The sequence below is a fragment of the Bosea sp. PAMC 26642 genome, assembly GCF_001562255.1.
In the GTDB taxonomy this organism is placed as follows: Bacteria; Pseudomonadota; Alphaproteobacteria; order Rhizobiales; family Beijerinckiaceae; genus Allobosea.
The window spans coordinates 2,077,627-2,101,702 of sequence record NZ_CP014301.1 but is presented as its reverse complement, the minus strand read 5'-3'; the positions used below and the strand labels follow the sequence as shown (position 1 = coordinate 2,101,702).

Sequence of the window (24,076 nt, the reverse complement as noted above, 5' to 3'; positions counted from 1 at the left end):
ATCCGCCAGGGCTGTCCCAAGCCTGTCAGCCCTTCGCGGCCGGGCTGGCGGGAACATGCCAGATCCGCTCGGCATATTCGCGGATGGAGCGGTCGGCGCTGAACCAGCCGCAATGAGCGGTGTTGGTGACCGAGGAGCGCCACCATTTGCCCTGATCGGCCCAGAGCGCATCGACCCGGCGCTGGGCCAGGCGATAGCTCTCGAAATCGTTCAGCACCATGAACCAGTCATTGGCGCGCAGGCCGGCGACCAGCCCCTGATAGCGGTCGCGCTCGCCTGGCGAATAGGCGCCGCTGGCGACGGCATCCAGCACGCCTTCGAGATGCGGCGTGGCGCGGATGACATCCTCAGGCGGGCGCGGATTGCGCTTGGCGGCCTCGACCTGCTCGGCCGTCATGCCGAAGATGACGATGTTGTCCTCGCCGACGCGCTCGCCGATCTCGATATTGGCGCCGTCGAGCGTGCCGATGGTGATCGCGCCGTTCAACGCGAACTTCATGTTGCCGGTGCCCGACGCCTCCATGCCGGCGGTCGAGATCTGCTCAGACAGATCGGCGGCCGGGATGATGACCTCGGCGGCGCTGACATTGTAGTTCGGGAGGAACACCACCTTCAGGCGGTCGCGGGTGGTGATGTCGTTGTTCACGACGGTGGCGACGTCGTTGATCAGATTGATGATCGCCTTGGCGGTGCCGTAGTTCGAGGCGGCCTTGCCGGCGAAGATTTTCACGCGCGGCGCCCAGTCGCGATAGGGCTCGGAGCGGATGGCGTCATAGAGCGCGATCGTCTCCAGGATGTTGAGCAACTGGCGCTTGTACTCGTGGATGCGCTTGATCTGGACGTCGAAGAGGGCGTCGGGATCGATCGACACGCCGGTATCCTGCCGGATCAGATGGGCGAGCTTGAGCTTGTTGTCGCGGCGTATCGCTCTCAGGCGTTCATGCAGGCTTGCGTCGCCGGTATGTTTTGCCAGTCGGCTGATCTGGGTGATGTCGTCGCTGACACCGTCGCCGCAGACCTCCCGCAGCAGCTTCGTCAACCCGGGATTGGCGCTGAGAAGCCAGCGCCGGGGCGTGATGCCGTTGGTGACGTTGGTGATGCGGTCGGGGAAGATCGCGTGCAGCGGCGCGAACACCGTCTCCTGCATCAGCCGGGAATGCAGGGCCGAGACACCGTTCACGGTGTGCGAGCCGACGAAGGCGAGATGGGCCATGCGGACGCGCCGGCCATGCTGCTCGTCGATCAGCGAAATGCCGGCGAGGTCGACCTTGCTGCCGCCGGCGGAGCGCCTGACGCCTTCGAGGAAGCGCGCATTGATTCCGAAGATGATTTGCATGTGGCGCGGCAGCAGCCGTTCCATCAGCGCAACCGGCCAGGTTTCCAGCGCCTCCGGCAGCAGGGTGTGGTTGGTGTAGGAGATGGTGCCGTTGGTCAGCGTCCAGGCCTCCTCCCAGGTGAAGCCGCGCTCGTCCATCAGCAGCCGCATCATCTCGGCGACGGCGAGGGCGGGGTGGGTGTCGTTGAGCTGGATCGCGACCTTGTCGGGCAGGTTCTCGAGCGTGCCGAACTGGCGGTAGTGTCGCCGCACCAGATCCTGAAGCGAGGCGGAGGTGAAGAAGAACTCCTGCCGCAGCCGCAGTTCCTGCCCCGTGGGCGTCGAATCGTTGGGGTAGAGCACTTTCGAGATCGCTTCGGCGCGGTTGCGCTCGGCGACGGCGCCGACCAGGTCGCCCTGGTTGAAGGCATCGAGAGAGAGCGGATGCAGGGCGCGAGCGCGCCAGAGCCGCAGCGTCGTGGCATCGCGCCCGCGCCAGCCGACGATCGGGGTGTCGTAGGCGACGGCGAAGACCGTCTCCTGCGGGGTCCAGATCACTTCGCCCGGCTTGTCGGTGCCTGCGACCGCGCCGCCGAAGCCGATCTGGTAGGAGGATTCGCGGCGCTCGAATTCCCAGGGATTGCGGAAGGAGAGCCAGTCTTCGGGGATCTCGACCTGCTTGCCGGCCTCGATGCGCTGCTTGAAAAGGCCGTGGTCGTAGCGGATGCCGTAGCCGAGCGCCGGCACGCCGGTCGAGGCCATCGCCTCCAGATAGCAGGCCGCGAGCCGGCCGAGGCCGCCGTTGCCGAGCGCCGCATCGGGCTCGATCGTCTCGATCGCGGCCAGATCGACGCCGAGTTCGCTCATCGCCTGCGCGACGGGGCCCGTAAGCCCCAGATTGTTCAGCGCGTCCGCGAGCGAGCGGCCGATCAGGAACTCCAGCGACAGATAATAGACCCGCTTGCGGCCGGTCTGGTAGCTTTCGCGGGTCGAGCGCTGCCAGACCTCGATGACGTGGTCGCGGACCGCGAGAATGACGGCCGTCAGCCAGTCATGCGGCTGCGCGACCGACGGGTTCTTGCCGAGCGAGAAGGTCAGTTTCCTGATGATCTCGGCTTTGAGCGTCTCGACCAGATTCTCGGAGACGGTGGCGTCCGCGGCTGGTGTCTTGAAGGCGGTCTCGTTCAAGCGACTGAATCCCGTCAGGTTCGGAAGTGGCGAGTGTCAAGCCAACGTCCGATCCTGTCCAGCCGAAACCGCTGCGCTGCAGCATAAACACGACCTTCAAGGGCCGCCATATGGCTCGATGGTAAAGAGAAAGGCCGGTCGCCGCGCAACCGGCTCTGTCGCGGCTTTTGCTAGTTGGTCTGGGTGCGCGTTTCCTCGCGGGCGCCTAGACCGAGCTGCCTGGCGTTGGAAACCGCCGAATCGGTCATGCCCACAGCGCTCGTCCAGGCACTGCGCGTATAGGCGCCCTGATGAACGACGGCATCGTAGCCGATGGCGATCACCGCAATGATCAAAAGAATCCTGAACATGTGCATCCCTCCCGTGACGAATCTGTTTGGGCAACGCGAGCGACGGAAGGGAGTTCCCGCTCTGGGGCAATCGCGGTAGGCGCGACGAAAGGCCTCGGCGCTGGTTATGGCTCGGCGCGCTGCGGCGTGTCATAAGAACAAATCACGAACGAAAAGGCGACCCGATGTCCCCGCCCACGGTCATGCAGAAGCTGGAAATCCTGAGCGATGCGGCGAAATACGATGCGTCCTGCGCCTCCAGCAACACGACGAAACGGGATTCGCTGGGCTCGAAGGGCATCGGCTCGACCACGGGCTCCGGCATCTGCCATTCCTATGCGCCCGATGGGCGTTGCATCTCGCTGCTCAAGATCCTGCTGACGAATTTCTGCAGCTATGACTGCGTGTTCTGCATCAACCGCTCGTCGAGCAATGTCGCCCGTGCCCGGTTTTCGGTGGAGGAGGTCGTTGATCTCACGCTGAACTTCTACAAGCGGAACTACATCGAGGGACTGTTTTTGTCCTCGGGCATCATCCGCTCGCCGGACTACACAATGGCCGAGATGGTGCGGGTGGCCGAGAGCCTGCGCGTGACCCATGATTTTCGCGGCTACATCCATCTCAAGCTGATCCCGAGCGCGAGTCCCGATCTCGTCGCCCAGGCCGGACTCTTCGCCGATCGCGTCTCGATCAATGTCGAACTGCCGAGCGACATCTCGCTGAAGCGGTTCGCGCCCGAGAAGCAGTCGCGCGACATCCGCTCGGCGATGGGCGGGCTGAAGCTCAGGATCGACGAGAGCAAGGCCGAGCGGGCGAAGTCGCGGCGTGCGCCGGTGTTCTCGCCGGCCGGACAGAGCACGCAGATGATCGTCGGCGCGGACGGGGCGAGCGATGCCTCGATCCTGCAGCGCAGTGCCCAGCTTTACGGCGCCTTCGGCTTGCGGCGGGTATATTATTCGGCGTTCAGTCCGATCCCCGATTCATCGGCGCAACTGCCGCTGGTCGAGCCGCCCTTGATGCGCGAGCACCGGCTCTACCAGGCCGACTGGCTGACGCGCTTCTACGGGTTCGAGGTCGGCGAAATCCTCGATGCCGGCTCGGGAGAGATGCTGGATCTCACGGTCGATCCAAAGTTGGCCTGGGCGCTGCGGCATCGCGACCGCTTTCCTGTCGACGTGAACAAGGCCGACCGGGAGACGCTGCTGAGGGTGCCGGGTCTGGGGACGCGCAGCGTCGGGCGCATCCTCGCGATGCGACGGTTCCGGCGGCTGCGGCTTGAGGATATCGGCCGGCTGGCCCGTTCCCTGACGACCCTGCGCAACTTCATCGTGGCCGAGGGCTGGCGGCCCGGGGCGCTGCTCGACAGCGAGCGGCTGCGTCTGCATCTGGCGCCCCGCCCGCAGCAATTGTCGCTGCTGTGAAACCGCGCGCGGGAGGATAATCATGTCCGAGTCCCCGTTTGCACTTTTCTGGATCACGCGCTGATGTTCGTGGTGCGGCTCGCCCATCCGGCGGATTTCGAGGGCTGGCGGCGCCATGCGCGGGTGCTGGTGCGGCAGCAGATCCTGCCCGGCGACATCGCCTGGCAGGTCGGCGACGGGCTGAGCCTGTTCGACGGCCAGGAGGTCGATCCGGATGCGCCGGTGTCGGGGCTGGAACCCAGGGTCCCGCGCGATTTTCCCGAGCTTGCCGCGCAGGTCGCATGCCATCGCGATCCGGAGCGCTTCGGGCTGATCTACCGGCTGCTGCTGCGGCTGCAGGGTGAGCCGCATCTCCTGAACGTCGCGACCGATATCGACGTGCATCGGGCCGAGGCGATGGCGCGGGCGGTGCGGCGCGACATGCACAAGATGACGGCGTTCGTGCGATTCCGCGAGATCGCCGATGCGGAGGGGCGCGAGGCCTTCGTCGCCTGGTTCGAGCCCGAGCATTTCATCGTCGAGCGGGTCTCGTCCTTCTTCGTGAAGCGCTTTTCGGCGATGCGCTGGTCGATCCTGACGCCGCTGCGTTCGCTGCACTGGGATGGCGAAACCTTGCATCTCACCGCCGGCGCCGCCAAGGCGGACGCGCCGAGCGAGGATGCGATGGAGGCGTATTGGCGGACCTATTACGCCAATATCTTCAATCCGGCCCGGCTCAAGATCAAGGCGATGCAGGCCGAGATGCCGCAGAAATACTGGAAGAACCTGCCCGAGGCCGCGCTGATTTCGCCGCTGATCGCAGGTGCCGGCCGGCGTGCGCAGGAGATGGTCCTGTCTGCGCCGACCTTGCCACCCGAACGGCATCTTCGGCAGTCGCAGCGGCAAGAGGCCGGATCGGTTGCGGCGCCCGAGGCGATCGAGAGCTGGGAGCAGGCGGCCGCTGCCGCTCGCGATTGCCGACGTTGCGGCCTTTGCGAACATGCGACGCAGACCGTCTTCGGCGAGGGTCCGCTCGACGCACCCGTGATGTTCGTCGGCGAGCAGCCCGGCGATCAGGAGGATCTGGCGGGCAAGCCTTTCGTGGGGCCGGCCGGGCAGGTCTTCGACAAGGCTTTGGGCGAGGCGGGGCTGGCGCGGCGGCGCGCCTATGTCACCAATGCCGTGAAGCACTTCAAGTTCGAGCTGCGCGGCAAGCGCCGCATCCACCAGAAGCCCAATGCCGGCGAGATCACGGCCTGCCGGTTCTGGCTTGGGCTGGAGAGGGAGTTCGTCAAGCCGCGTCTCGTCGTGGCGCTGGGGGCGAGCGCGCTGAAGGCGCTTACGGGGCACTCCGGCTCGCTGGCTTCGGTGCGGGAAGGGGATCTCGCGCTCGACGACGGCACGCCGCTGCTGGCGACAGTGCACCCGTCCTATCTGTTGCGCCTGCCCGACGAGGAGGCGAAGATCAGCGAAACGGCCCGCTTCATCGCCGATCTTAGGCGGGTTGGTGTGGTGGTGCCAGAGATGATGGCGCAAAACGCCGCATAACGACGGGACAGGCCTCTATGGCACAAGCGCCGTCATTCCGGGCGTAGCGAAGCTGCGACCCGGAATCCATGCCTGAACCTTTCCGAGATTGGCGTTCCGGCATGGATTCCTTGTGTTTGATCTGTGTCATGATTGGTGCGGGCGGGAAGCCGTTGGATTCCTGGTGGCAAACACCGTGACCCGGCCAGGCTCCCGCCCGCGTTCCAAGACCCATCCTGAACAGTTGACCGAGGCCGCTTGCACCGGACCTCGCAGCACAGGGACAGGCCCCATGACGATACACCCCTGCTTCATCGGATGCGATATCGCCAAACACCATCTCGACCTGTTCGATGAGGCGAGCGGCACAAGTCTTCGTATCGCCAATACGAGCCCGGCCATCGCGGCCTGGCTGTCGGGGCTGGCCGATCCGGCCGGCAGCCTCGTCGCCTTCGAGGCGACTGGGCCCTACGATGCAACCCTGCGCCAGGCGCTGGAGCAGGCCGGCTTGCGTTTCGTGCGCCTCAATCCGGCGCGCGCGCGTGACTTCGCCCGTGCCACGGGGCGCCTGGCCAAGACCGATGCGATCGACGCCCGCATGCTCGCCGCCATGGCCCGCAGCCTCGCGCTGGAACCCGACGCACCTGTCGAGCCCGCTCGCAACGCTTTGGCCCAACTGCACAAACGCCGCGACCAGCTCGTCGCGATCCGTGCCGCCGAGCGCGTCCGTCTCAGCGAGGGACAGGACCAAGGCGGCAGCCTGGCGCGCCATCTTGCCTGGCTCGACGACGAGATCGACACGCTCGAGCGCCTCATCAGCGATGCCTTGTGCGCAAACGAGGCCCTGGCCCGCACACAGGCTCTGTTGCGTTCGGCGCCGGGCGTCGGACACGTCACCGCAACCACCCTGATCGCGCTGATGCCAGAACTCGGACATGTCTCGCCAAAGGCGATAGCAGCCTTGGCGGGGCTGGCCCCCTTCAACAACGACAGCGGCCGCCACCGCGGCAAGCGCAGCATCAGGGGCGGGCGCAGCCGCGTCCGGAGCGCCCTCTACATGGCGGCACTGGCAGCCAAGCGAACCTGCCAGCGCTTCAAGGCCTTCTACGACGCCATCCTCGAACGAAGTGCCGCAGCAAAAGTCGCCCTGATCGCCGTCGCCAGAAAACTCCTCACAATCCTCAACGCCATGATCAAGACAAACACAGCCTTCCAGCCATGATCAGGATGCGCAACGACACAGTTGCCGGGTCTCCGCTTCGCTCCGCCCGGAATGACGGCGCGGTGGTGTGAAAAGATGAGTAAGCCTTTGCGCAGATTGACCGGCGTGGCCTGGGCGTGTCCCCTCTGCTGCTGAAGCGAAGCGGACGGGGCGGCCATGTTCGAGGATCTGAGGGGCAAGCGGGTGCTGGTGACGGGGGCGTCGTCGGGGCTCGGCGCGCATTTCGTCGCGCTGCTGGCAGGGCAGGGCGCGCATGTGGTGGCCACGGCGCGCCGGCTGGAACGGCTTTCGGCACTGGCGGAGGCCTGCGCGGGACTGCCGGGCCGGGTAACGCCGCTCGTGCTGGACGTCGCCTCGGTTGCGGCGATCGAGGCGGGACTCGGCGAGGCCTCAGCCGCAATGGGCGGGCTCGACGTGCTGATCAACAATGCCGGCGTCGCCGAGACGGAGCGCGCGCTCGACCTGAGCGAGGCGCAGTGGGATGCGCAGCTCGACATCAACCTGAAGGGCTGCTTCTTCGCGGCGCAGAGTGCGGCGCGGATCATGAGCAGGCAGCAGAGCGGCGGGTCGATCGTCAACATCGCTTCGATCCTGGGCGAGCGCGTGGCGATTTCGGTCGCACCCTATGCCGCCTCGAAGGCGGCGCTGATCCAGCTCACCAAGGCTCTGGCGCTGGAATGGGCGCGGCACAAGGTGCGGGTGAACGCGCTGGCGCCCGGCTATGTCGTGACCGATATCAACCGAGACTTCTTCGCGACCGAGGTGGGGCAGGCGCTGATCAAGCGGATACCCATGCGCCGGCCGGCGGATCTTGGCGATCTCGACGGTCCGCTGCTGCTGCTGTGCTCGAACGCTTCGCGCTTCATGACCGGGGCGGTGGTGGCCGTCGATGGCGGGCATCTGGTCAGCGGGTTGTAGAACCCGTCAGTTTGAAGGAAGCAACTCCCGCAACCGCAGCAGCGAGATCTTCTCAACCTGCCCCAGCGCGGTTTCGAACTCCTGTTCCGGCGTGCTCTTCAGCCTGGCCTCGAAGGCGGTGACGATGTCGTCCTTGCTCAGGCCCTTTACGGCGATGATGAAGGGGATGCCGAAGCGGGCCTTGTAGGCCTCGTTCAGGGCGGTGAAGCGGACGCGTTCGTCGCCGGTCAGCCGGTCGAGCCCGGCCGAGGCCTGTTCATGGCTCGATTCCGGGGTGAGTTCGCCTGCGGCGGCGAGTTTTCCGGCAAGGTCGGGATGGGCGAGCAGGAGCGCGCGCTGCTGCCCGGGCGATCCTGCCCGCATCGCCTTCGTCATTGCGGCGTAGAGGCTTGTCGCGTCGTCCTGAGCTGCCGTCAGGCCGGCATCGTAGGCGGCCTCTGCCACCCAGGGCGAGTGTTCCCAGATGCGGCCATAGACCTCGACGAAGAGACCCTTGGGCATCGCGGACGGCTTGTAGCCTCCTGCGGGCGGGTGATGCCGGATCCAGTGGCGGGCGATGTCGAGCCGGGTCGCGATCCAGACGCGATCGTGGCCCTGGACATAGTCGAGGAAGCGGGCGAGCGCGGCAGCGCGTCCCGGCCGGCCGACGAGCCGGCAATGCAGGCCGATCGACATCATCTTCGGGGCGGTCTCGCCCTCGGCATAGAGCGTGTCGAAGCTATCCTTGAGATAGGCGAAGAACTGGTCGCCGGCATTGAAACCCTGCGGCGTGGCGAAGCGCATGTCGTTGGCGTCGAGCGTATAGGGCACGCAGAGCTGCGGGCCGTGCGGACCCTCGAGCCAATAGGGCAGGTCGTCGGCATAGCTGTCGGCGGTGTAGAGGAAGCCGCCTTCCGCCATCATCAGCGGGGTGGTGCGTTCCGAACTGCGGCCCTGGTAGAAGCCGAGCGGGCGTTCGCCGGCGAGGTGCGCCTGGATGCGGATCGCCTCGGCGATGTCGGCGCCTTCGCGCTCGGCGGGCACATCGCGATAGTCGATCCATTTCAGGCCATGGGTGGCGATCTCCCAGCCGGCCTCCTGCATCGACCCGACGATCTCGGGATAGCGCTGCAGCGCGCTCGCCACCGCGAAGACGGTGGCCGGAAGGTTCCGCTCCGTGAACATGCGCCACAGCCGCCAGTAGCCGGCGCGCGAGCCGTATTCGTAGATCGACTCCATGTTCATGTGGCGCTGGCCGGGCCAGGGCGCGGCGCCGACGATCTCGGATAGGAACGCCTCCGAGGCTGCGTCGCCATGCAGGACGTTGTTCTCGCCGCCCTCCTCGTAGTTGATCACGAACTGGACCGCGATGCGAGCCTCGCCCGGCCAATGCGGATGGGGGGCATGCCGGCCATAGCCAGCAAGATCGCGCGGATACTCGGTGCCTGTCATGGAATTTAGCTGCCGCGATAGGTGGTGTAGCCAAAGGGCGAGGCGAGAAGCGGCACGTGATAGTGGCGCGCGACGTCTGAAATGCCGAACCGGACCGTGACGCGATCGAGGAAGGCGGGGTCAGGCAGATCGATACCTCGGCTGCGGAAATAGGTGCCGATGGCGAAATCGATCTCGTAGACGCCGGGCCTCGTATCCTCCGCCGTCATCAGCGCGGCGCGTCCATCCTCATTCGTCTGCGTCTCGGCCAGAAGTTCGCGCGTGCCGTCTGGCAGCAGGCGCCGCAGCGAGACGGCGACGCCGGCACCGGGCCGCCCACTATGTGTGTCGAGGATATGGGTCGAAAGTCCTGCCATGTCCGTCCTTCTCTGTCTCCGTGGAACGGCGCTTGCCTGTCCCACGCCGCCAACCGTAATTTGACCGGCGGCGAAGTCCACAGGCACGAGCCGCCTTTCAGCCCCTGACCGGAAACCGAGATGCTCGACGCCTATCTGATGGAATGGGGGAGCCAGCTTTTGCGCTGGCTGCATGTGATCACCGCGATCGCCTGGATCGGCTCGTCCTTCTTCTTCATCCACCTCGATGCTTCGCTACGCGGCGCCGCCGACATCCCGGCCGGAGAGGGCGGGCGCGCCTGGCAGGTCCATGGCGGCGGGTTCTACGAGATGCGGAAATACATGGTCGCGCCGGCCGTGATGCCGGCCGAGCTGACCTGGCACAAATGGCAGGCCTACTGGACCTGGATCTCGGGCTTCTTCCTGCTTGTCTGGGTCTACTATGCGCAGTCGGAGCTCTATCTGATCGACCCGGCGGTGATGCAGCTTTCGCCGCTGGCGGCGGGCGCGATCGGCATTGCGGCGCTGGCGCTGGGCTGGCTGTTCTACGACTGGCTGTGCCGTTCGCCGCTGGGCCGCAACGACGTCGTGCTGGGCCTGCTCGGTTTCTCCTATGTCGTGGCGGCGAGCTGGGCTTTCGCGTCCGTGTTCTCGGGGCGCGGCGCGCTGATCCATACCGGCGCGCTGATGGCGACGATCATGACCGCCAACGTGTTCTTCAACATCATGCCGGGCCAGCGCAAGGTGATCGCCGCACTGACGGCCGGCGAAAAGCCCGATCCGAAATACGGCAAGGCGGCCAAGCAGCGCTCGACGCACAACAACTACATCACCCTGCCGGTGCTGTTCCTGATGTTGTCGAACCACTACCCCGTGACCTATGCCAATTCGGCGGTGATCCCGGCGCTGGTGGCGCTGATCATCGTGGCCGGCGCGCTGATCCGGCACTTCTTCAACGTCCGCCATGCCGACCATGCGAAATCGCCGTGGTGGACCTGGGCTGTCGCGCTCGCAGCGCTGTGGCTCGCCTTCTGGCTCGCCATGGCGTCTTCGCCGGGTAGGCGCGACCGGCTCGGGCTTGCCCCGCTGCCGGAGCGCAAGCCGATGCTGCTGGCCGGGCTGGCGCTGCCGCCGGTCGAGGTCGCCAACATCGTGTCGGGGCGCTGCGCCATGTGCCATGCGCCCGAGCCGAGCTGGCCGGGCCTGCAGATCGCGCCGAAAGGCGTACTGCTGCACGAGCCGGAATTCATCGCGGCGCAGGCACGCGCGATCCGGGTCCAGGCGGTCATGACCCATGCGATGCCGCCCAATAATCTCTCCGGCATCACGCCGGCCGAGCGGCGCGTGCTGGCGGCCTGGTTGTCGAATACCCGCTGAAATCTGCGCGGGCGCCAACCATTCCTTGACCGTCTTCGGCCAGCGCGGCGGTGTCGACGATTTTATTCAGTTTCGGTTCACCTGCCCCCCCGCATGGTCCAGTCACTGACAGGGTGGAGGCTGGTTCCGAATCCGGAGCCGTCCAAGCCTGAGGGGACCGGGGGGTCCGCTTGAACGCGATTCTGAAGAGGGGCGTCAGCTACCGGCTGGCGGCCACGGGATTTGTTTGTGTCTGGGTGATCTTGTGCTGGCCTTGGCTGTCGGGCTCGGTGACGATTCCCTTCGATGCCAAGGCGCATTTCCAGGCGCAGATCCAGTTCCTGGCCCAGGCGCTGCATTCCGGCCAGTCGCCGTTCTGGACCCACAACGTCTTCGGCGGGTCGCCGCAGGTGGCCGACCCGCAATCCCTGATCTTCTCGCCCGCGATCCTGCTCGCGCTCATCTCGCCCTCGCCGAGCTTCCGCATGGTCGACGCCTATGTGCTGGCGCATCTGCTGGCGGGCGGTTTGGCTCTGCTGATGTTCTTCCGCGACCGCAAATGGCATCCGGCAGGCGGGCTGCTGGCGGCGCTGGTCTTCGCCTTCGGCGCGTCGGCGGCCTGGCGGGTGCAGCATGTCGGGCAGATCGCCAGTCTCGCCTTCTTCGCCATCGCCTTCTGGCTGACGGCGCGGATGCTGCAGCGCTCGTCGCTGCTGTCGGGGGCGTTTGCCGGCTTTGCCGCTGCCCTGATGGTGCTGGAGCCGGACCAGGTCGCGCTGCTCGGCGTCTATGTGCTGATCGGAATGGTCGTCGCGCATTGGCTTTCGGGCGGCTGGGCTGATTTTCGGGCAAGCCTGCCGGCGATCTCGGTGGCGAGTGTCACAGGCATCGCTACCATCTTGCTGCCGCTGCTCTGGACCTGGCTCTTCGCCGAGGCGACGACCCGGCCGGAGGTCGATTTCGTCGAGGCAGGCCGCGGCTCGCTGCATCCGGCCTCGTTCTTGACCGCCTTCGTGGCCGACCTCTTCGGCGCGCGCGATCCGGCGGTCGATTTCTGGGGCCCCTACAGCCCCGGCTGGAACGCCAGCGAACTCTTCCTGTCGCAGAATATGGGGCAGGTCTATATCGGCGCGCTGCCGCTGCTGCTGCTGATCGCCCCCGGCCTTTCGCGCGGCTGGCTGCTGGACAAGGCGGTGCTGCCGCTGACCCTGCTCTTCGGGTTCATGGTGCTGTTTGCGCTGGGGCGATACACGCCGGCCTTCCATCTGTTCTATGACTACCTGCCGGGCGTGAAGGCGTTCCGCCGGCCCGCGGACTCGACTTTCCTGATCGGCGCGCTCGGCGCGGTGCTGGCCGGCTATGTGCTGCACCGTATCCTGTCTGAGGAGACGCTGGGCTCGCTCAAACGCGATCTCGCCATCGGTGGCGCGATTGTCGCCGCCGTGATCGTTCTGGCGCTGGTGGTGTCGTCGCAGGAACTGCATCTGCGCGATGCGTGGTGGCCCGCAGCGTCGGCCGTCGCGTGGTTTGCAGCGGCGCTTGCGGTCGTGGCGGCGCTGATGCGCTGGCGGACCGGACTCGGACCGCTTGCCGCAGCCCTGCTCGTCACCGCCGTCGTCGGGGCCGATCTCGGCACCAATAACGGCCCCAATGAATCGACGGCGCTCTCGCCCGAAATCTACGACGTGCTGCGGCCCGAGACGCAAAACGAGACGGTGCGCGTGCTGAAGCGGCTCGTCGCACAGCCGGCCGGGTCGCCGCGTCGCGACCGTGTCGAACTGCTCGGCATGGGCTTCGAATGGCCCAATGCCGGCATGGTGCATGGCTTCGACCATACGCTCGGTTACAACCCGCTGCGGCTGGCCGATTTCTCGGATGCGGTCGGCACCCGGGATTCGATCGCCGGGCCGAGCGAGCGCAAATTCACGCCGCTGTTCCCGTCCTATCGCTGCCGCCTCGCCGATCTGCTCGGACTGCGCTACATCGCGACGCCGGTTCCCATCGAGCAGGTCGACTACAAGCTGCATGTGGGCGATCTCAAGCTCGTCGCCCGCACCAAGGAAGGCTATGTCTACGAGAACCCGCGCGCCCTGCCGCGCGTGCAGTTCGTCGGCGGCTGGCAGCTGGCTGATTTCGACGACATGAAGGCCGGCGGGCGCTGGCCCGAGGCCGATCCGCATCAGGTCGTGCTGCTCGATGCCGAGCCCCCGGAAGCCATCCCCGAGGGGCCAGGCGAGGCGAGGGCCGACATCCAGTTGACACGCTACCAGAACACCGAAGTCGAGATCGACGTTAACGCTGCCCAGGCCGGCTTCGTCGTGCTGAACGACATCTGGCACCCGTGGTGGCGGGCCACGCTCGACGGCGTCGATGTCGAGATCCTGAAGGCCAACGTGCTCTTCCGCGCCGTGCAGGTGCCGGCTGGAACGCACAAGATCCGCTTCAGCTTCCACCCGATCGGCGGCGCGTTCGCCGAACTGCGCGAGCGGGTCAGCCCGCCCGCGCCCGAGGAAGACGACGCACCGCTGCCGGCGAGCGAGGCCCCCCTGGTCGCGTCGGGGACCGACCGCTTCCAGCCGACCCTGTCTCTCCCGTCACGGGCGACTCTGGACACGCTGCGTCTCGGCACCGTGGCGCCGTCGTCGCCGGTCGATCGCCCGCAAGTCTCGTCTTCACAGAGTTATTGAGGGGCCGTCATCGTCGGCCCCGCGATTACGCGACGCCGAGCTTCTTCTGAAGCGAGGACGAGGATGTCGTGTACTGGAAGGTCAGCCGCTTGTCTGGATAGACGTAGCGGTGGACTTTCTGAGCGGCGAGCGCGGCCTCGTGGAATCCCGAGAGGATGAGCTTGAGCTTGCCCGGATAGGTGTTGATGTCGCCGATGGCGAAGATGCCGGGCACGTTGGTCTCGAACTTCTCGGTGTCGGCGGGGATCAGGTTCTCGTTGAGGTTCAGTCCCCAAGCGGCGATCGGGCCGAGCTTCATGGTCAGCCCGAAGAAGGGCAGCATGGTGTTGCAGGCGATCTCGAAGGTCTGGCCCTCGGCGTCGCGACAGATTGCGGCTTCCAGGATCGTACCGTCGCCCTTCAGGCCCGTGACCTGGCCGAGCTTCATATCCATCTGGCCCGAGGCGACCAGCGCGCGCATCTGCTCGACGGAGTGGGGAGCGGCACGGAAATCGTCGCGGCGGTGCATCAGGGTGACGCGGTTGGCGATGGGCTGGAGGTTGAGCGTCCAGTCGAGCGCGGAATCGCCGCCGCCAACGATCAGGATATCGCGGCCGCGGAAGGCCTCCATCTTGCGCACGGCGTAAAAGACGCTGCTGTTCTCGTAGGATTCGATACCGGGGATGGGGGGCTTCTTGGGCAGGAAGGAGCCGCCGCCGGCCGCGACCAGCACGCATTTGGTCTCGAAGACGGTGCCGGCATCGGTGGTGACGCGAAAACGTGGGGCATCGGCGGTACCGGTCGGCTCGAGCGCCTCGATCATCTGGTTGAGGTGGAAGGTCGGGCCGAAGGGCTTGATCTGCTCGATCAGGTTGTCGACCAGGCCCTGGCCGGTGACGATCGGGAATCCAGGGATGTCGTAGATCGGCTTTTCGGGGTAAAGCTCGGCGCATTGGCCGCCGACCTTCGGCAGGATGTCGACGAGATGGGCCCTGATGTCGAGCAGCCCGAGCTCGAACACCGCAAACAGCCCGCACGGACCTGCGCCGACGATCACGACGTCGGTGGTGATGATCTCGCCCTCAGCGGCCTCGGCGCTCATGGCATTTCCTTTGAAACGTTCAAAAATCCGGCAAACCGGACAGGGTCGCGCGTGACATGCGGGCTTGCGCGGCGTCTGGCAAGTGGTTTTGCGAGAGTATCGCCGGGTTCAGGCACCGGTTTCGGGCGTGAGCCCGGCCGCCGCGATGCCGGCGAGGGCGGCGGCCTCGTCATTGTCGGAGGTGTCGCCGGAGATGCCGATGGCACCGAACACTGCGCCGGCGGCATCGCGGATCAGCACGCCGCCGGGGACCGGCACCAGCGAGCCGCCGACGGCATGGGTCGCGGCTTCGATGAAATAGGGCCGCTCGATCGCCATTTTGTGGAGCGCGCGCGAGCCGAGCCCCATCGCCACCGCACCATGGGCCTTGCCATGAGCGATCTCGCCGCGCTTCAGGCTGGTGCCGTCCTGGGCGGCGAAGGCCTTCTGCGCGCCGCGCGCGTCCAGGATGGCGATGGCGAGCGGCTTGAAGCCGGCCATTTCGGCATGGGCGAGGGCGGCCGTCAGGATCGTCTGGGCCTGGACGAGGGTGAGCATCGGGGAAAACTCCAGTTGCGTGCCCGGTGCTTGTGCCAGTCCGCAGCCTCCCGCGAAAGAGGGCGCTTGGCGACGCCGCCCGAGCCGGGATCGTTGCCAATTCGTTAATCCGTCTTGAACTTGTCGCCGTCAGCGGGCTTCATGGCCAACCGACACAAGGAGGACGCAAGATGGGTTTGTTCAGTTTCATCAAGGAAGCGGGCGCCAAGATCTTCGGCGGTTCGGCGAAGGCCGCAACGGCCGACGATCTGCAGAAGGAACTCGCCGGCCACGGGCTGCCGTCGGACGTTTCGATTTCGATCGACGGCGACAAGGTCAAGGTCTCGGGCAAGGCCGTCTCGACGGAGGAGGCCGAGAAGATCATCCTCGCGCTCGGTAACACGGCTGGCGTCGCTGCCGTCGAATCCGATCTCGCCGTGACCAAGGAGGCGGCTGCGGCGGTGTTCTACACGGTGAAGAAGGGCGATACGCTCTGGAAGATCGCCGAAGAGCATTACGGCAAGGGCCAGGGCGCTAAATACACCGAGATCGTCAAGGCCAACACGCCGCCGGTGAAGAATCCCGACCTGATCCTGCCCGGCTGGGTGCTGCGGATTCCGCCGAAGGCCTGAGGCTGTTCGCGCTACTGAATGCATGACGAAAGCAGGCTGCGCCCGCGCGCAGCCTGCTTTCATGCATGGCGCAGTTGGCATTTTCCGCGCTCGCGCTCTATCTGGTGGGGTGCCTGATTGAGCGGGGGAAGCGCCTTGATCGTGAACGACCTCGATATCGATGCCGTCAAGGCAGGACTTGCCGACGATAGCCTGCTGGTCGTCGATGTGCGCGAGCCGTATGAATTCGCGGCCGGCCGTATTCCCGGTTCCGTGTCGCTGCCGCTGTCGCAATTCGACCCCGCCGATCTCCCCGACGTGCCAGGCAAGCGCATCGTCCTGTCCTGCGCAGCCGGCATCCGCTCGCTGCGTGCGCTGGAATTTGCACAGTCTGCAGGCCTGTCCGTCGACAGTCATTATGCCGGGGGCTTCAAGGACTGGGTCATGCAGGGCGGCCCGATCGAGCGCTGACCTTTCGCCGTCTTCCACGGAGTTTCGCGGCAATCGCCGTCAGCCGAGGACCAAAGGAATTCCTGATGTCGATTTTTGCCGTCGTTCGCAGCCTGGCCATGGGTGCCGTCCTCCTAGCTGCCGTGCCGACGGCCGGGTCGGCCCAGGGACCGGCCGCTCCGTCCGCCAGCGCATCGGCTGCAGGCGATGCCGGGTTGCAGGCCGCGATCGCGAAATCCAATGCCTATACGGCGCTGATGAACCGGACATTGCGGGCGATCCAGTCCTGGGAGCGCTATGCCAGCTGGGTGGACATGCAGAAGGGTCCGACCGGTCAGGAGCGATACATCACCTATGGCCTGTACAGCCTCTACGACGTGACAAGCGAAATCAGGCGCGCGGAAGAGGCCACGGGGCAGCCGCCGGAATTGCCGGAAATCGACCGCGCCGTTTCGCGCTACATCAAGGCCTATCAGGAGCTGGCGCCGCTGATCACCCGGGCCGAACGCTATTACGAGCGCAAGGACTATCGCGACGACAACGTGGCCGAGGGCCGCAAGCTGCACGGGCAGCTGGTGCCGGCCGCGAAAATCTTTCTGGACGAGCGGGCGCGGCTCGACGCAGGAATGAGGGTCTACAAGAAGGGGCTCGATCTGCGCGAACTCGCAGTGCTCGAGCAACGGGAGGGCCGTTCGGTGCGCTGGCAGGTCCGCAACATCATGGTCAATGCGCGCGCCGTGATGGACCTGATGCCGAGCGGAGAGAAGCCGATCGTCGATATCGCGGCCTTCGGGGCCGCCGTGAGCGAGTATGCCGGCGCCGTGCGGGAAATGGATCGCTTCAAGGACAGCAATCCCTCGGCGTCGTTGCTTATCGACAGCCAGGCGAGCTCATGGCTCGGCAAGCTGCGTGATTTCCGCGAGAAGCTCGAGAAAACCAAGGGCGATGTGCGGCGCGGCGCCGCCAACGACGCCAACTGGCTCGTGAGCTCCTACAACACCATGGTCTCCCTGTCGGATACCGCGATCCGCGTCGCGCGCTGAGCGAATGCGCCCAGCGCATCCCGCCGCATCACGCGCCGGGGCTGACGCGGCTGCGTTTCTGCGCCAGTCTTTCATTCTACTGATCTGAGGAATCCACCATGCGTCCGATGAAATTTGGATTTGGCCAGCCGGTTCGCCGGGTCGAGGATCATCGGCTGACGACCGGCACCGGCCGCTACACCGACGACACGGCAGTCGAGGGCGCCCTGCATGGCTTCGTCCTGCGCTCGCAATATGCCCATGCGACCTTCACGATCCGCGACAAGGACACCGCCCGCCGAATGAAGGGCGTGAAACTGATCCTGACGGGCGAGGACGTCGCCCATCTCGGCGACATCCCCTGCAAGGGTCTGATCAAGACGATTTCGGGCGAACCGGTGGTGCCGCTGCCGGTTCCGGTGCTGCCGACCGACATCGTGCGGCATGTCGGCGAGGCGGTGGCGTTCATCGTCGCCGAGACGCTGGACCAGGCGCGCGACGCCGCCGAGGCGATCGACATTGCCTGGACGGCGCTGCCGTCGATCACCGGGATCACGGAGGCGCTCGATCCCGCGGCACCGCAGGTCTGGCCCGACCGCCCGGGCAATGTCGCCTTCGAGGCGGAGCAGGGCGACAAAGCCAAGGCCGATGCCGCCTTCGCCAAGGCCGACCGGACCATCTCGATCACCATCGTCAACAACCGCCTCGCCTCCAACTACATGGAGACGCGCGCCTGCATCGCGGAGTTCGACAAGGCCGACAAGCGCTGGACGTTGACGCTCGGCAGCCAGGGCAGCCACGGCACGCGCGACATCCTGGCGAACTCCATCCTCAAGGTCGACCCCAAGCGTATCCGCGTGGTGACGCCCGATGTCGGCGGCGGCTTCGGCACCAAGATCTTCATGTACCGCGAATACCCGCTGACGATGGTCGCGGCCGAGATGCTGAAGCGCCCGGTGCGCTGGGTCGCCGACCGCACGGAGCACTTCCTCGCGGATACGCATGGCCGGGCGAATCTCGCCACGGCGACGATGGCCCTGGACAAGCGTGGCAAGTTCATCGGCCTCAAGGTCGATCTGGCGGCCGAGATGGGCGCCTATCTCTCGCAGTACGGACCTTTCATTCCCTGGGTCGGCACGACGATGACGCCGGGCTGCTACAACATCCCGGCCGTGCATGTGCGCTTCCGGGGCGTCCTTACCAACACCACGCCCGTCGATGCCTATCGCGGCGCGGGTCGTCCAGAGGCGGCCTATCTGATCGAGCGGCTGGTCGACGCGATCGCGATCGAGACCGGCAAGACGCCCGATGCGGTGCGCGCGCTGAACTTCGTCAAGCCGAGCGAGATGCCGCACATCACGCAGACCGGGCCGGTCTATGATTCGGGCGAGTTCGAGGGGCATATGCGCCGCGCGATGGAGGTGGCCGACTGGCAAGGTTTCAAGGCCCGGCTCAAGACCGCCAACAAGGCCGGCAAGATCCGCGGCATCGGCATGGCCTGCTATATCGAGGCCTGCGGCGGCGGCGGACCCGAAAGCTCGACCGTGATCCTCGAAAAGGACGGCATGGTGACCGTGCTGATCGGCACGCAGTCGAACGGGCAAGGCCATGAGACGGCCTATTCGCAGCTGGTCTCGCAGCATCTCGACATCCCGATGGACCGCATCCGCGTCATCCAGGGCGATACCGACAAGGTCGAGACCGGTTCCGGCACCGGCGGCTCGCGCTCGATCCCCGTCGGCGGCGCGGCGCTGAACAAGGCGACCGAGATCCTGTCCGACAATCTCAAGCAACTGGCGTCGGAAAAGCTCGAGGCCGGCGTCGGCGATCTCGAGATCGTCGACGGCGCAGTGCGCGTCGTCGGCACCGACAAGGCGCTCGATCTCGCGGCGATCGCGGCGCTGCCGGGCGCGACATCGGCCATGCTGCGGGTGCATCAGAGCTGGACGCCGCCGGCGGCAACCTTTCCCAACGGCACCCATGTCTGCGAGCTGGAGGTCGATCCCCAAACCGGCGCGACCGAGATCGTCAACTATGTCGTGGTCGATGATTTCGGCGTGACGCTCAATCCGCTGATGCTGATGGGCCAGGTCCATGGCGGCGCGGCGCAGGGTATCGGCCAGGCGCTGATGGAGGAGATCCGTTTCGACGCGGAAGGCCAGATGCTGACCGCGACCTTCATGGACTACGCCCTGCCGCGCGCGATCGACATCCCCAACTTCCATTTCGAGACGCGCAATGTCCGCTGCGTCACCAACGCCATCGGCGTGAAGGGGGCGGGCGAGGCCGGCGCGATCGGGGCTTGTCCCGGCGTGATGAACGCGATGGTCGATGCGCTGAACCGGGCCGCAGGCATCAAGGCGATCGACATGCCGGCGACCCCGATCAAGGTGTTCAATGCGTTGAAGACGGCGGGCTATCCGCTCTGACAGGATCGTGAAGCTGGAAGCATTCGAAACTGCTCGCCACGACGCGAGGGCCCCTGTCAGGGTGGAGTCGCGCGGTTCCGCGCGTCCCTGCCTCGGCGGCTGCGCCGGAACCGTGAGTGGCCTATGCTTCGCCTTGCCTGTGCCGGCCTGTGTCTGATTTTGACCTCTGCCTCAAACGCCCAGAATGATCCGATCGCCGAGCGGAAGGACACGATGCGGGCGATCAGCGCCGCAAGCCGCGACGGGGCGGCGATCGCAAAAGCCGACAAGCCCTTCGATCCGACCGCCGCCCGCGCCGTCTTCGCGACCTATCGCGCATCGAGCCGCAAGCTCGCGACGCTGTTCCCAGAAGGGTCGCAGAGCGGCAACACGCGGGCTGCGGCGGCGATCTGGGCGGACCGGGCCGGTTTCACAGCGGCCATCGCGAAATTCGATGCGGACGCCGCCGCCGGAGATGCGGCCTCGACGACGCTGGCGGGTTTCCGCCAAGCGTTCGAGAAAGCGACGGACAATTGCGCTGCCTGCCATGAGACGTATCGCGTAGCCCGGTAAGGTGCGTCCGGCGGTCGTCCGGCCGCCGGGCTTGCCATCCGGCCAGGGATCTTTATCGCTCTGGACGCATTCACACCGGCAGGGAGGGGCCCGATGCGCCGACTGCTGATCACGCTCGCTATCTTCGCCGCGCTGGGACTTGCCGGCTTCGTCGTGCTGACCGATCCGCGCGTGGTCTCGCCTTCGCCGGAGATCGGCACGCTGCCGGCCCCCGACATCGAGAACGGCAAGCTGCTCTTCGCGGCGGGCGGCTGTTCGTCCTGTCATGCCACCCCGGGCCAGGACGACAGGCTCAGGCTCGGCGGCGGGCTCGAACTCGGCTCGCCCTTCGGCAAGTTCCATGCTCCCAACATCTCACCGCACACCCGCGACGGCATCGGCAACTGGGGCGTGAAGGATTTCGTCGATGCGATGGCGACAGGGACCTCCCCGTCCGGCCAGCATTATTATCCGGCCTTCCCCTATACCTCCTACCGGCTGATGCCGCCCAAGGCGCTGGCCGATCTTTTCGCCTATATCCGAACGCTGGCGCCCCTCGAGGGCAGGGCAAAGGACCACGAACTGCGGTTCCCCTTTAACATCCGCCGCGTCGTCGGCGGCTGGAAGCTGCTGTTCTTCGACGGAGCGTCGTTCAAGCCCGATCCGGGCAAGAGCGAGGAATGGAACCGCGGCGCCTATCTGGTGAACGGCCCGGGCCACTGTGCCGAGTGCCACTCGAACCGCAACGCGCTGGGTGCGATCGTCCAGGCGACGCGCTTCGCCGGCGGGCCCGATCCTGAGGGCAAGGGCTGGGTTCCCAACATCACCCAGGCCGAAAGCGGCTTAAGCAAATGGTCGAAGAGCGAGATTGCCGAACTCCTCAAGACCGGCCTCACGCCTAGCTTCGACAGTGTCGGCGGCACGATGGCCGCCGTGGTGCGCAACATGGCTCAGCTGTCGGATGCCGACCGGCTGGCGATGGCGGAGTATCTGAAGTCGCTGCCGGCGGTGCAGGGGCTGGTAAGGCCGGCGAAGACGGGGAGTTGAGTCCAGCCGCGCAGGGCTACTCCATCACCGCCGCCTTGAGGATGCAGACCATCAGGGCGCTTCCCGGCTGGCTGCCGACGCAGCGGACGACGTGGCGGCGGTCGCAGCGGTAGCGCAGGGTTTCGCCGGCTTTTGCGCGCTGGATGATGTCGCCGACCTCGACCTCGAATTCGCCCGACGTCACAGAGAGCGATTCGATCGAGCCGCGCTGATGCCCTTCGGAGTCGAGTTCGCCGCCGGCTTCCGACTGGACATCGTACCATTGCAGCCATTCGACCGTCTTGATCCAGCCGATGATGGCAAGCCTGAGCTTGCCGTCTTCCGAAACCAGGATCGGCGTGTCGGCCTTGGCCGTCTTGTCGATGAAGGATTCTTCCTCGCCGCTGGAGAGCACGCGCTCGATCGAGATGTCGAGCGCCTGCGACAGGCGCCAGATCGTCGCCAAAGTCGGGTTCGTCTCATTGCGCTCGATCTGGCTGATGATCGACTTGGCGACGCCGGACTGTTCGGCAAGCTCCGAAAGCGAGAGGTTGTAGGCCTTGCGCAGGCGCTGGATCGTCTTGCCGAGCTGGCCCGAAATCACCTGGGCGCCCGATTCGAGTTCCCGGCCTACCCTCTCCCTGGTCTCGATTCCCATGCCGTTCGATCGACCTCATCCGCGTGGATCGTTTGCGGAAGCGAACGATCGTTTGACTTAAAGGACTTTGCCCGTTCCGGGACGATCGGGCAAGCCGGACCCGGTCAGGTCGCGCGCGGCGGTCCGACCTCGCGCTGCTCGCGCTTGAGCAGGCCGAGCTGCTGTTCGCGCAGGATCACGTAAATGCCCGACGCGATGACGATGGTGGCCCCGATCAGTACCGTGCTGACCGGCCAATCGCCGAAGACGAACCAACCGATGGCGATCGCCCAGAGCATGGTCGAGTATTCGAAGGGGGCGATCAGCGAGGCGTCGCCGTAGCGATAGGCCTGCACCAGGAAAATCTGGCCGAGGCCGCCCAAAATGCCGATTGCGACCATCATCAGTGCATCCTGCCAGCCGGGCATGTGCCAGCCGAGCACGATGGTCGACAGGCCCAGCAGGCTCGTCATGATCATGAAATAGAACACGATGGCGCCGGTTTTCTCGGTACGCGTCAGCATCCGCACCTCGATCGAGGCGAATGCGGAGCAGCAGGCGCCGGCAAGGCCGATTGCCGCACCGAAGGCCGGTCCCGGTGCCAGCCCCTGACCGACGCCGCTCATATAAGGCGCCAGCATGATCAGAACGCCGACGAAGCCGATGGTGACCGCGCTCCAGCGATAGATCCGCACGCGCTCCTTCAGGATCACGGCCGCGAGCACCACGACCGCCAGAGGGGCGGCATAACCGATCGCGACCGAATCGGAGAGCGGCAGGAATTGCAGCGAGGTGAAGCCGCAGAACATCCCCGTCGAGCCGATGACGCCGCGCTTGAGATGGCCGCGCAGATTGTCTGTCTTCAGCGCCTGAATCACGGGACCCTGCCATGCGAGCCAGATCAACAGCGGGATCATCGCGAAGAACGAGCGCACGAATACGATCTCACCCGTCGGATAGCGGGCCGAGATCGCTTTCACTCCGGCCGACATCAGCGTGAAGACCAAGGCGGAGACGAGTTTGAGGCTGATGCCGAGAAGGGGAGACAACGGACCGGTGCGGCGGGAGGAGGGACAGGGTCTTCTACAAGACCGCGTCCTTAGACCATGCCGGGCGTGCGACTCAAAGCGTCGAGTCTGCAACCCTGACCGGCGGCGGGCGGGACGGGCAGTTCAGAAGCTGCCCCTGAACACGCCGCCGTCGATCAGGAGGTTCTGTCCCGTGATGTAGCCGGCATGGGCACTGGCGAGGAAGGCGCAGACATTGCCGAACTCCTCCGCCGTGCCGAAGCGGCCGGCCGGGATCTCGGTCTGGCGCGCGGCGGCGAAAGCCTCCGGCGTCACGCCCTTCAGCGCGGCCATCCGGGTCGTCGAACTCTTCAGCCGGTCGGTGTCGAAGGCGCCGGGCAGGACGTTGTTGATGGTGACGTTGGCATGGGCCACCTCCCGCGCGACGCCGGAAAGGAAGGCGGTGAGGCCCGCGCGCGCCGCCGAGGAGACGTCGAGCCCCGTCAGCGGCGTCAGCACGCTGGAAGAGGTGATGTTGACGATCCGGCCGAAGCGTCGCGCGATCATGCCGTCGACGACGCGCTGCACCAGTTCCAGCGGCGTCGCCATGTTCTGCACGACGCCCTCCAGAAGCGCCTCACGGGAGACCTCGCGAAACGGTTTGGGCGGAGGGCCGCCATTGTTGTTGATCAGGATGTCGGGCTCGGGAGCGGCCGCGAGCAGGGCGTCCTGGCCCGCCCTGGTCGAGACATCGGCGACGACGGAAAGGACCGTGGCACCGGTCGTGGCACGAATCTGGCTGGCTGTCGCCTCGAGCGTGGCCGCATCGCGGCCATTGATCACGACAGTGCACCCGGCCTCGGCCAGCGCTTGCGCGCAGCCGCGGCCGAGGCCCTTGCTGGAGGCGCAGATGATGGCCGTACGGCCTGAGATTCCAAGATCCATCAAACTTCTCCGAAAACTGCTCGCCTCGCGGCCGACCGAAGATACGGATTGGTGGTTCCGTCATCAAAGCGCAATGCAAATCAGACACATGCCGCAAGCATCGCAACGGGATG

Annotated in this window: 21 protein-coding genes; 12 read left to right on the top strand and 9 right to left on the bottom strand. The window is 66.0% G+C overall.

Annotation, left to right across the window (positions count from 1 at the left end; all coding sequences use genetic code 11):
- Window positions 1–25: 25 nt before the first annotated feature.
- Both AXW83_RS09930 and AXW83_RS09925 read right to left on the bottom strand, forming a co-directional pair.
- Window positions 26–2,503, bottom strand: a complete 2,478-nt coding sequence (locus AXW83_RS09930; RefSeq protein ID WP_066612819.1) for a glycogen/starch/alpha-glucan phosphorylase — start codon at window positions 2,501–2,503, stop codon at window positions 26–28.
- Between the two features lie 170 nt (window positions 2,504–2,673).
- Entirely contained in the window at window positions 2,674–2,853 is a 180-nt protein-coding gene (locus tag AXW83_RS09925; RefSeq protein ID WP_066612816.1) for a hypothetical protein, read from the bottom strand.
- 164 nt (window positions 2,854–3,017) lie between these two features.
- On the opposite strand from AXW83_RS09925, the gene AXW83_RS09920 reads away from it, so the two are divergent.
- From AXW83_RS09920 to AXW83_RS09905, 4 genes are all read left to right on the top strand, one after another.
- Window positions 3,018–4,253 carry a putative DNA modification/repair radical SAM protein gene (locus AXW83_RS09920; protein WP_066612814.1) on the top strand — a complete coding sequence of 412 codons (1,236 nt, stop codon included), beginning with the start codon at window positions 3,018–3,020 and terminating at the stop codon, window positions 4,251–4,253.
- Between the two features lie 63 nt (window positions 4,254–4,316).
- Window positions 4,317–5,780, top strand: a complete 1,464-nt coding sequence (locus AXW83_RS09915) for a UdgX family uracil-DNA binding protein (protein ID WP_066612812.1) — start codon at window positions 4,317–4,319, stop codon at window positions 5,778–5,780.
- A gap of 271 nt (window positions 5,781–6,051) precedes the next feature.
- Window positions 6,052–6,981: an IS110 family RNA-guided transposase gene (locus AXW83_RS09910; protein WP_066612810.1), complete on the top strand. Its 930-nt coding sequence runs from the start codon at window positions 6,052–6,054 to the stop codon at window positions 6,979–6,981.
- Between the two features lie 156 nt (window positions 6,982–7,137).
- Window positions 7,138–7,899: an SDR family NAD(P)-dependent oxidoreductase gene (locus AXW83_RS09905; RefSeq protein ID WP_066612807.1), complete on the top strand. Its 762-nt coding sequence runs from the start codon at window positions 7,138–7,140 to the stop codon at window positions 7,897–7,899.
- Window positions 7,900–7,905: 6 nt separating this feature from the next.
- Here AXW83_RS09905 and puuE read toward each other — a convergent pair whose 3' ends face one another.
- On the bottom strand, window positions 7,906–9,330 hold the full coding sequence (puuE, locus tag AXW83_RS09900) for an allantoinase PuuE (protein ID WP_066612806.1): 1,425 nt from the start codon (window positions 9,328–9,330) through the stop codon (window positions 7,906–7,908).
- A 5-nt stretch (window positions 9,331–9,335) separates the two neighbouring features.
- The gene (gene uraH / locus AXW83_RS09895) at window positions 9,336–9,686 is read right to left on the bottom strand and encodes a hydroxyisourate hydrolase (RefSeq protein ID WP_066612804.1); all 351 of its coding nucleotides are present in this window, start codon (window positions 9,684–9,686) and stop codon (window positions 9,336–9,338) included.
- A 120-nt stretch (window positions 9,687–9,806) separates the two neighbouring features.
- Between uraH and AXW83_RS09890 the strand changes: the two genes are divergently transcribed.
- A complete protein-coding gene (locus AXW83_RS09890; protein WP_066612802.1) occupies window positions 9,807–11,042 on the top strand; it encodes a urate hydroxylase PuuD in 1,236 nt (411 codons plus the stop codon).
- Between the two features lie 170 nt (window positions 11,043–11,212).
- On the top strand, window positions 11,213–13,708 hold the full coding sequence (locus AXW83_RS09885) for a hypothetical protein (protein WP_066612795.1): 2,496 nt from the start codon (window positions 11,213–11,215) through the stop codon (window positions 13,706–13,708).
- 25 nt (window positions 13,709–13,733) lie between these two features.
- Here the strand turns inward: AXW83_RS09885 and AXW83_RS09880 are convergent, their stop codons facing one another.
- Window positions 13,734–14,789: an NAD(P)/FAD-dependent oxidoreductase gene (locus AXW83_RS09880; protein WP_066612792.1), complete on the bottom strand. Its 1,056-nt coding sequence runs from the start codon at window positions 14,787–14,789 to the stop codon at window positions 13,734–13,736.
- 108 nt (window positions 14,790–14,897) lie between these two features.
- Entirely contained in the window at window positions 14,898–15,326 is a 429-nt protein-coding gene (locus AXW83_RS09875; RefSeq protein ID WP_066612789.1) for a GlcG/HbpS family heme-binding protein, read from the bottom strand.
- Window positions 15,327–15,496: 170 nt separating this feature from the next.
- Here AXW83_RS09875 and lysM point away from each other — a divergent pair, with 170 nt between their 5' ends.
- The 6 genes from lysM to AXW83_RS09845 all read left to right on the top strand — a co-directional run bounded on the left by lysM (window position 15,497) and on the right by AXW83_RS09845 (window position 21,395).
- A complete protein-coding gene (lysM, locus tag AXW83_RS09870) occupies window positions 15,497–15,937 on the top strand; it encodes a peptidoglycan-binding protein LysM (protein WP_066612775.1) in 441 nt (146 codons plus the stop codon).
- 141 nt (window positions 15,938–16,078) lie between these two features.
- Entirely contained in the window at window positions 16,079–16,387 is a 309-nt protein-coding gene (locus AXW83_RS09865) for a rhodanese-like domain-containing protein (RefSeq protein ID WP_442855231.1), read from the top strand.
- Window positions 16,388–16,452: 65 nt separating this feature from the next.
- Window positions 16,453–17,409, top strand: coding sequence for a YiiG family protein (locus AXW83_RS09860; protein WP_236841874.1), 957 nt, complete (start codon window positions 16,453–16,455; stop codon window positions 17,407–17,409).
- 98 nt (window positions 17,410–17,507) lie between these two features.
- Window positions 17,508–19,817: a xanthine dehydrogenase family protein molybdopterin-binding subunit gene (locus AXW83_RS09855; RefSeq protein ID WP_066612772.1), complete on the top strand. Its 2,310-nt coding sequence runs from the start codon at window positions 17,508–17,510 to the stop codon at window positions 19,815–19,817.
- A gap of 213 nt (window positions 19,818–20,030) precedes the next feature.
- Entirely contained in the window at window positions 20,031–20,369 is a 339-nt protein-coding gene (locus AXW83_RS09850; RefSeq protein ID WP_168166083.1) for a cytochrome c, read from the top strand.
- A 93-nt stretch (window positions 20,370–20,462) separates the two neighbouring features.
- Entirely contained in the window at window positions 20,463–21,395 is a 933-nt protein-coding gene (locus tag AXW83_RS09845; protein ID WP_066612767.1) for a c-type cytochrome, read from the top strand.
- A gap of 16 nt (window positions 21,396–21,411) precedes the next feature.
- On the opposite strand, the gene AXW83_RS09840 is transcribed toward AXW83_RS09845, so the two are convergent.
- The 3 genes from AXW83_RS09840 to AXW83_RS09830 form a co-directional block, all read right to left on the bottom strand.
- Window positions 21,412–22,032 carry a helix-turn-helix domain-containing protein gene (locus AXW83_RS09840; protein WP_066612764.1) on the bottom strand — a complete coding sequence of 207 codons (621 nt, stop codon included), beginning with the start codon at window positions 22,030–22,032 and terminating at the stop codon, window positions 21,412–21,414.
- 104 nt (window positions 22,033–22,136) lie between these two features.
- Window positions 22,137–23,060, bottom strand: coding sequence for a DMT family transporter (locus AXW83_RS09835; protein WP_066612755.1), 924 nt, complete (start codon window positions 23,058–23,060; stop codon window positions 22,137–22,139).
- A gap of 123 nt (window positions 23,061–23,183) precedes the next feature.
- Window positions 23,184–23,963 carry an SDR family oxidoreductase gene (locus AXW83_RS09830; protein ID WP_066612753.1) on the bottom strand — a complete coding sequence of 260 codons (780 nt, stop codon included), beginning with the start codon at window positions 23,961–23,963 and terminating at the stop codon, window positions 23,184–23,186.
- Between the last annotated feature and the right edge of the window lie 113 nt (window positions 23,964–24,076).

What these genes read in the sequence shown, in the direction of transcription:
- AXW83_RS09925 (WP_066612816.1), bottom strand. Translation starts at nt 2,853, where the DNA reads ATGTTCAGGATTCTTTTGATCATTGCGGTGATCGCCATCGGCTACGAT.
- AXW83_RS09920 (WP_066612814.1), top strand. Translation starts at nt 3,018, where the DNA reads ATGTCCCCGCCCACGGTCATGCAGAAGCTGGAAATCCTGAGCGATGCG.
- AXW83_RS09915 (WP_066612812.1), top strand. Translation starts at nt 4,317, where the DNA reads ATGTTCGTGGTGCGGCTCGCCCATCCGGCGGATTTCGAGGGCTGGCGG.
- AXW83_RS09910 (WP_066612810.1), top strand. Translation starts at nt 6,052, where the DNA reads ATGACGATACACCCCTGCTTCATCGGATGCGATATCGCCAAACACCAT.
- AXW83_RS09905 (WP_066612807.1), top strand. Translation starts at nt 7,138, where the DNA reads ATGTTCGAGGATCTGAGGGGCAAGCGGGTGCTGGTGACGGGGGCGTCG.
- puuE (WP_066612806.1), bottom strand. Translation starts at nt 9,330, where the DNA reads ATGACAGGCACCGAGTATCCGCGCGATCTTGCTGGCTATGGCCGGCAT.
- uraH (WP_066612804.1), bottom strand. Translation starts at nt 9,686, where the DNA reads ATGGCAGGACTTTCGACCCATATCCTCGACACACATAGTGGGCGGCCC.
- AXW83_RS09890 (WP_066612802.1), top strand. Translation starts at nt 9,807, where the DNA reads ATGCTCGACGCCTATCTGATGGAATGGGGGAGCCAGCTTTTGCGCTGG.
- AXW83_RS09880 (WP_066612792.1), bottom strand. Translation starts at nt 14,789, where the DNA reads ATGAGCGCCGAGGCCGCTGAGGGCGAGATCATCACCACCGACGTCGTG.
- AXW83_RS09875 (WP_066612789.1), bottom strand. Translation starts at nt 15,326, where the DNA reads ATGCTCACCCTCGTCCAGGCCCAGACGATCCTGACGGCCGCCCTCGCC.
- lysM (WP_066612775.1), top strand. Translation starts at nt 15,497, where the DNA reads ATGGGTTTGTTCAGTTTCATCAAGGAAGCGGGCGCCAAGATCTTCGGC.
- AXW83_RS09860 (WP_236841874.1), top strand. Translation starts at nt 16,453, where the DNA reads ATGTCGATTTTTGCCGTCGTTCGCAGCCTGGCCATGGGTGCCGTCCTC.
- AXW83_RS09855 (WP_066612772.1), top strand. Translation starts at nt 17,508, where the DNA reads ATGCGTCCGATGAAATTTGGATTTGGCCAGCCGGTTCGCCGGGTCGAG.
- AXW83_RS09850 (WP_168166083.1), top strand. Translation starts at nt 20,031, where the DNA reads ATGCGGGCGATCAGCGCCGCAAGCCGCGACGGGGCGGCGATCGCAAAA.
- AXW83_RS09845 (WP_066612767.1), top strand. Translation starts at nt 20,463, where the DNA reads ATGCGCCGACTGCTGATCACGCTCGCTATCTTCGCCGCGCTGGGACTT.
- AXW83_RS09840 (WP_066612764.1), bottom strand. Translation starts at nt 22,032, where the DNA reads ATGGGAATCGAGACCAGGGAGAGGGTAGGCCGGGAACTCGAATCGGGC.
- AXW83_RS09830 (WP_066612753.1), bottom strand. Translation starts at nt 23,963, where the DNA reads ATGGATCTTGGAATCTCAGGCCGTACGGCCATCATCTGCGCCTCCAGC.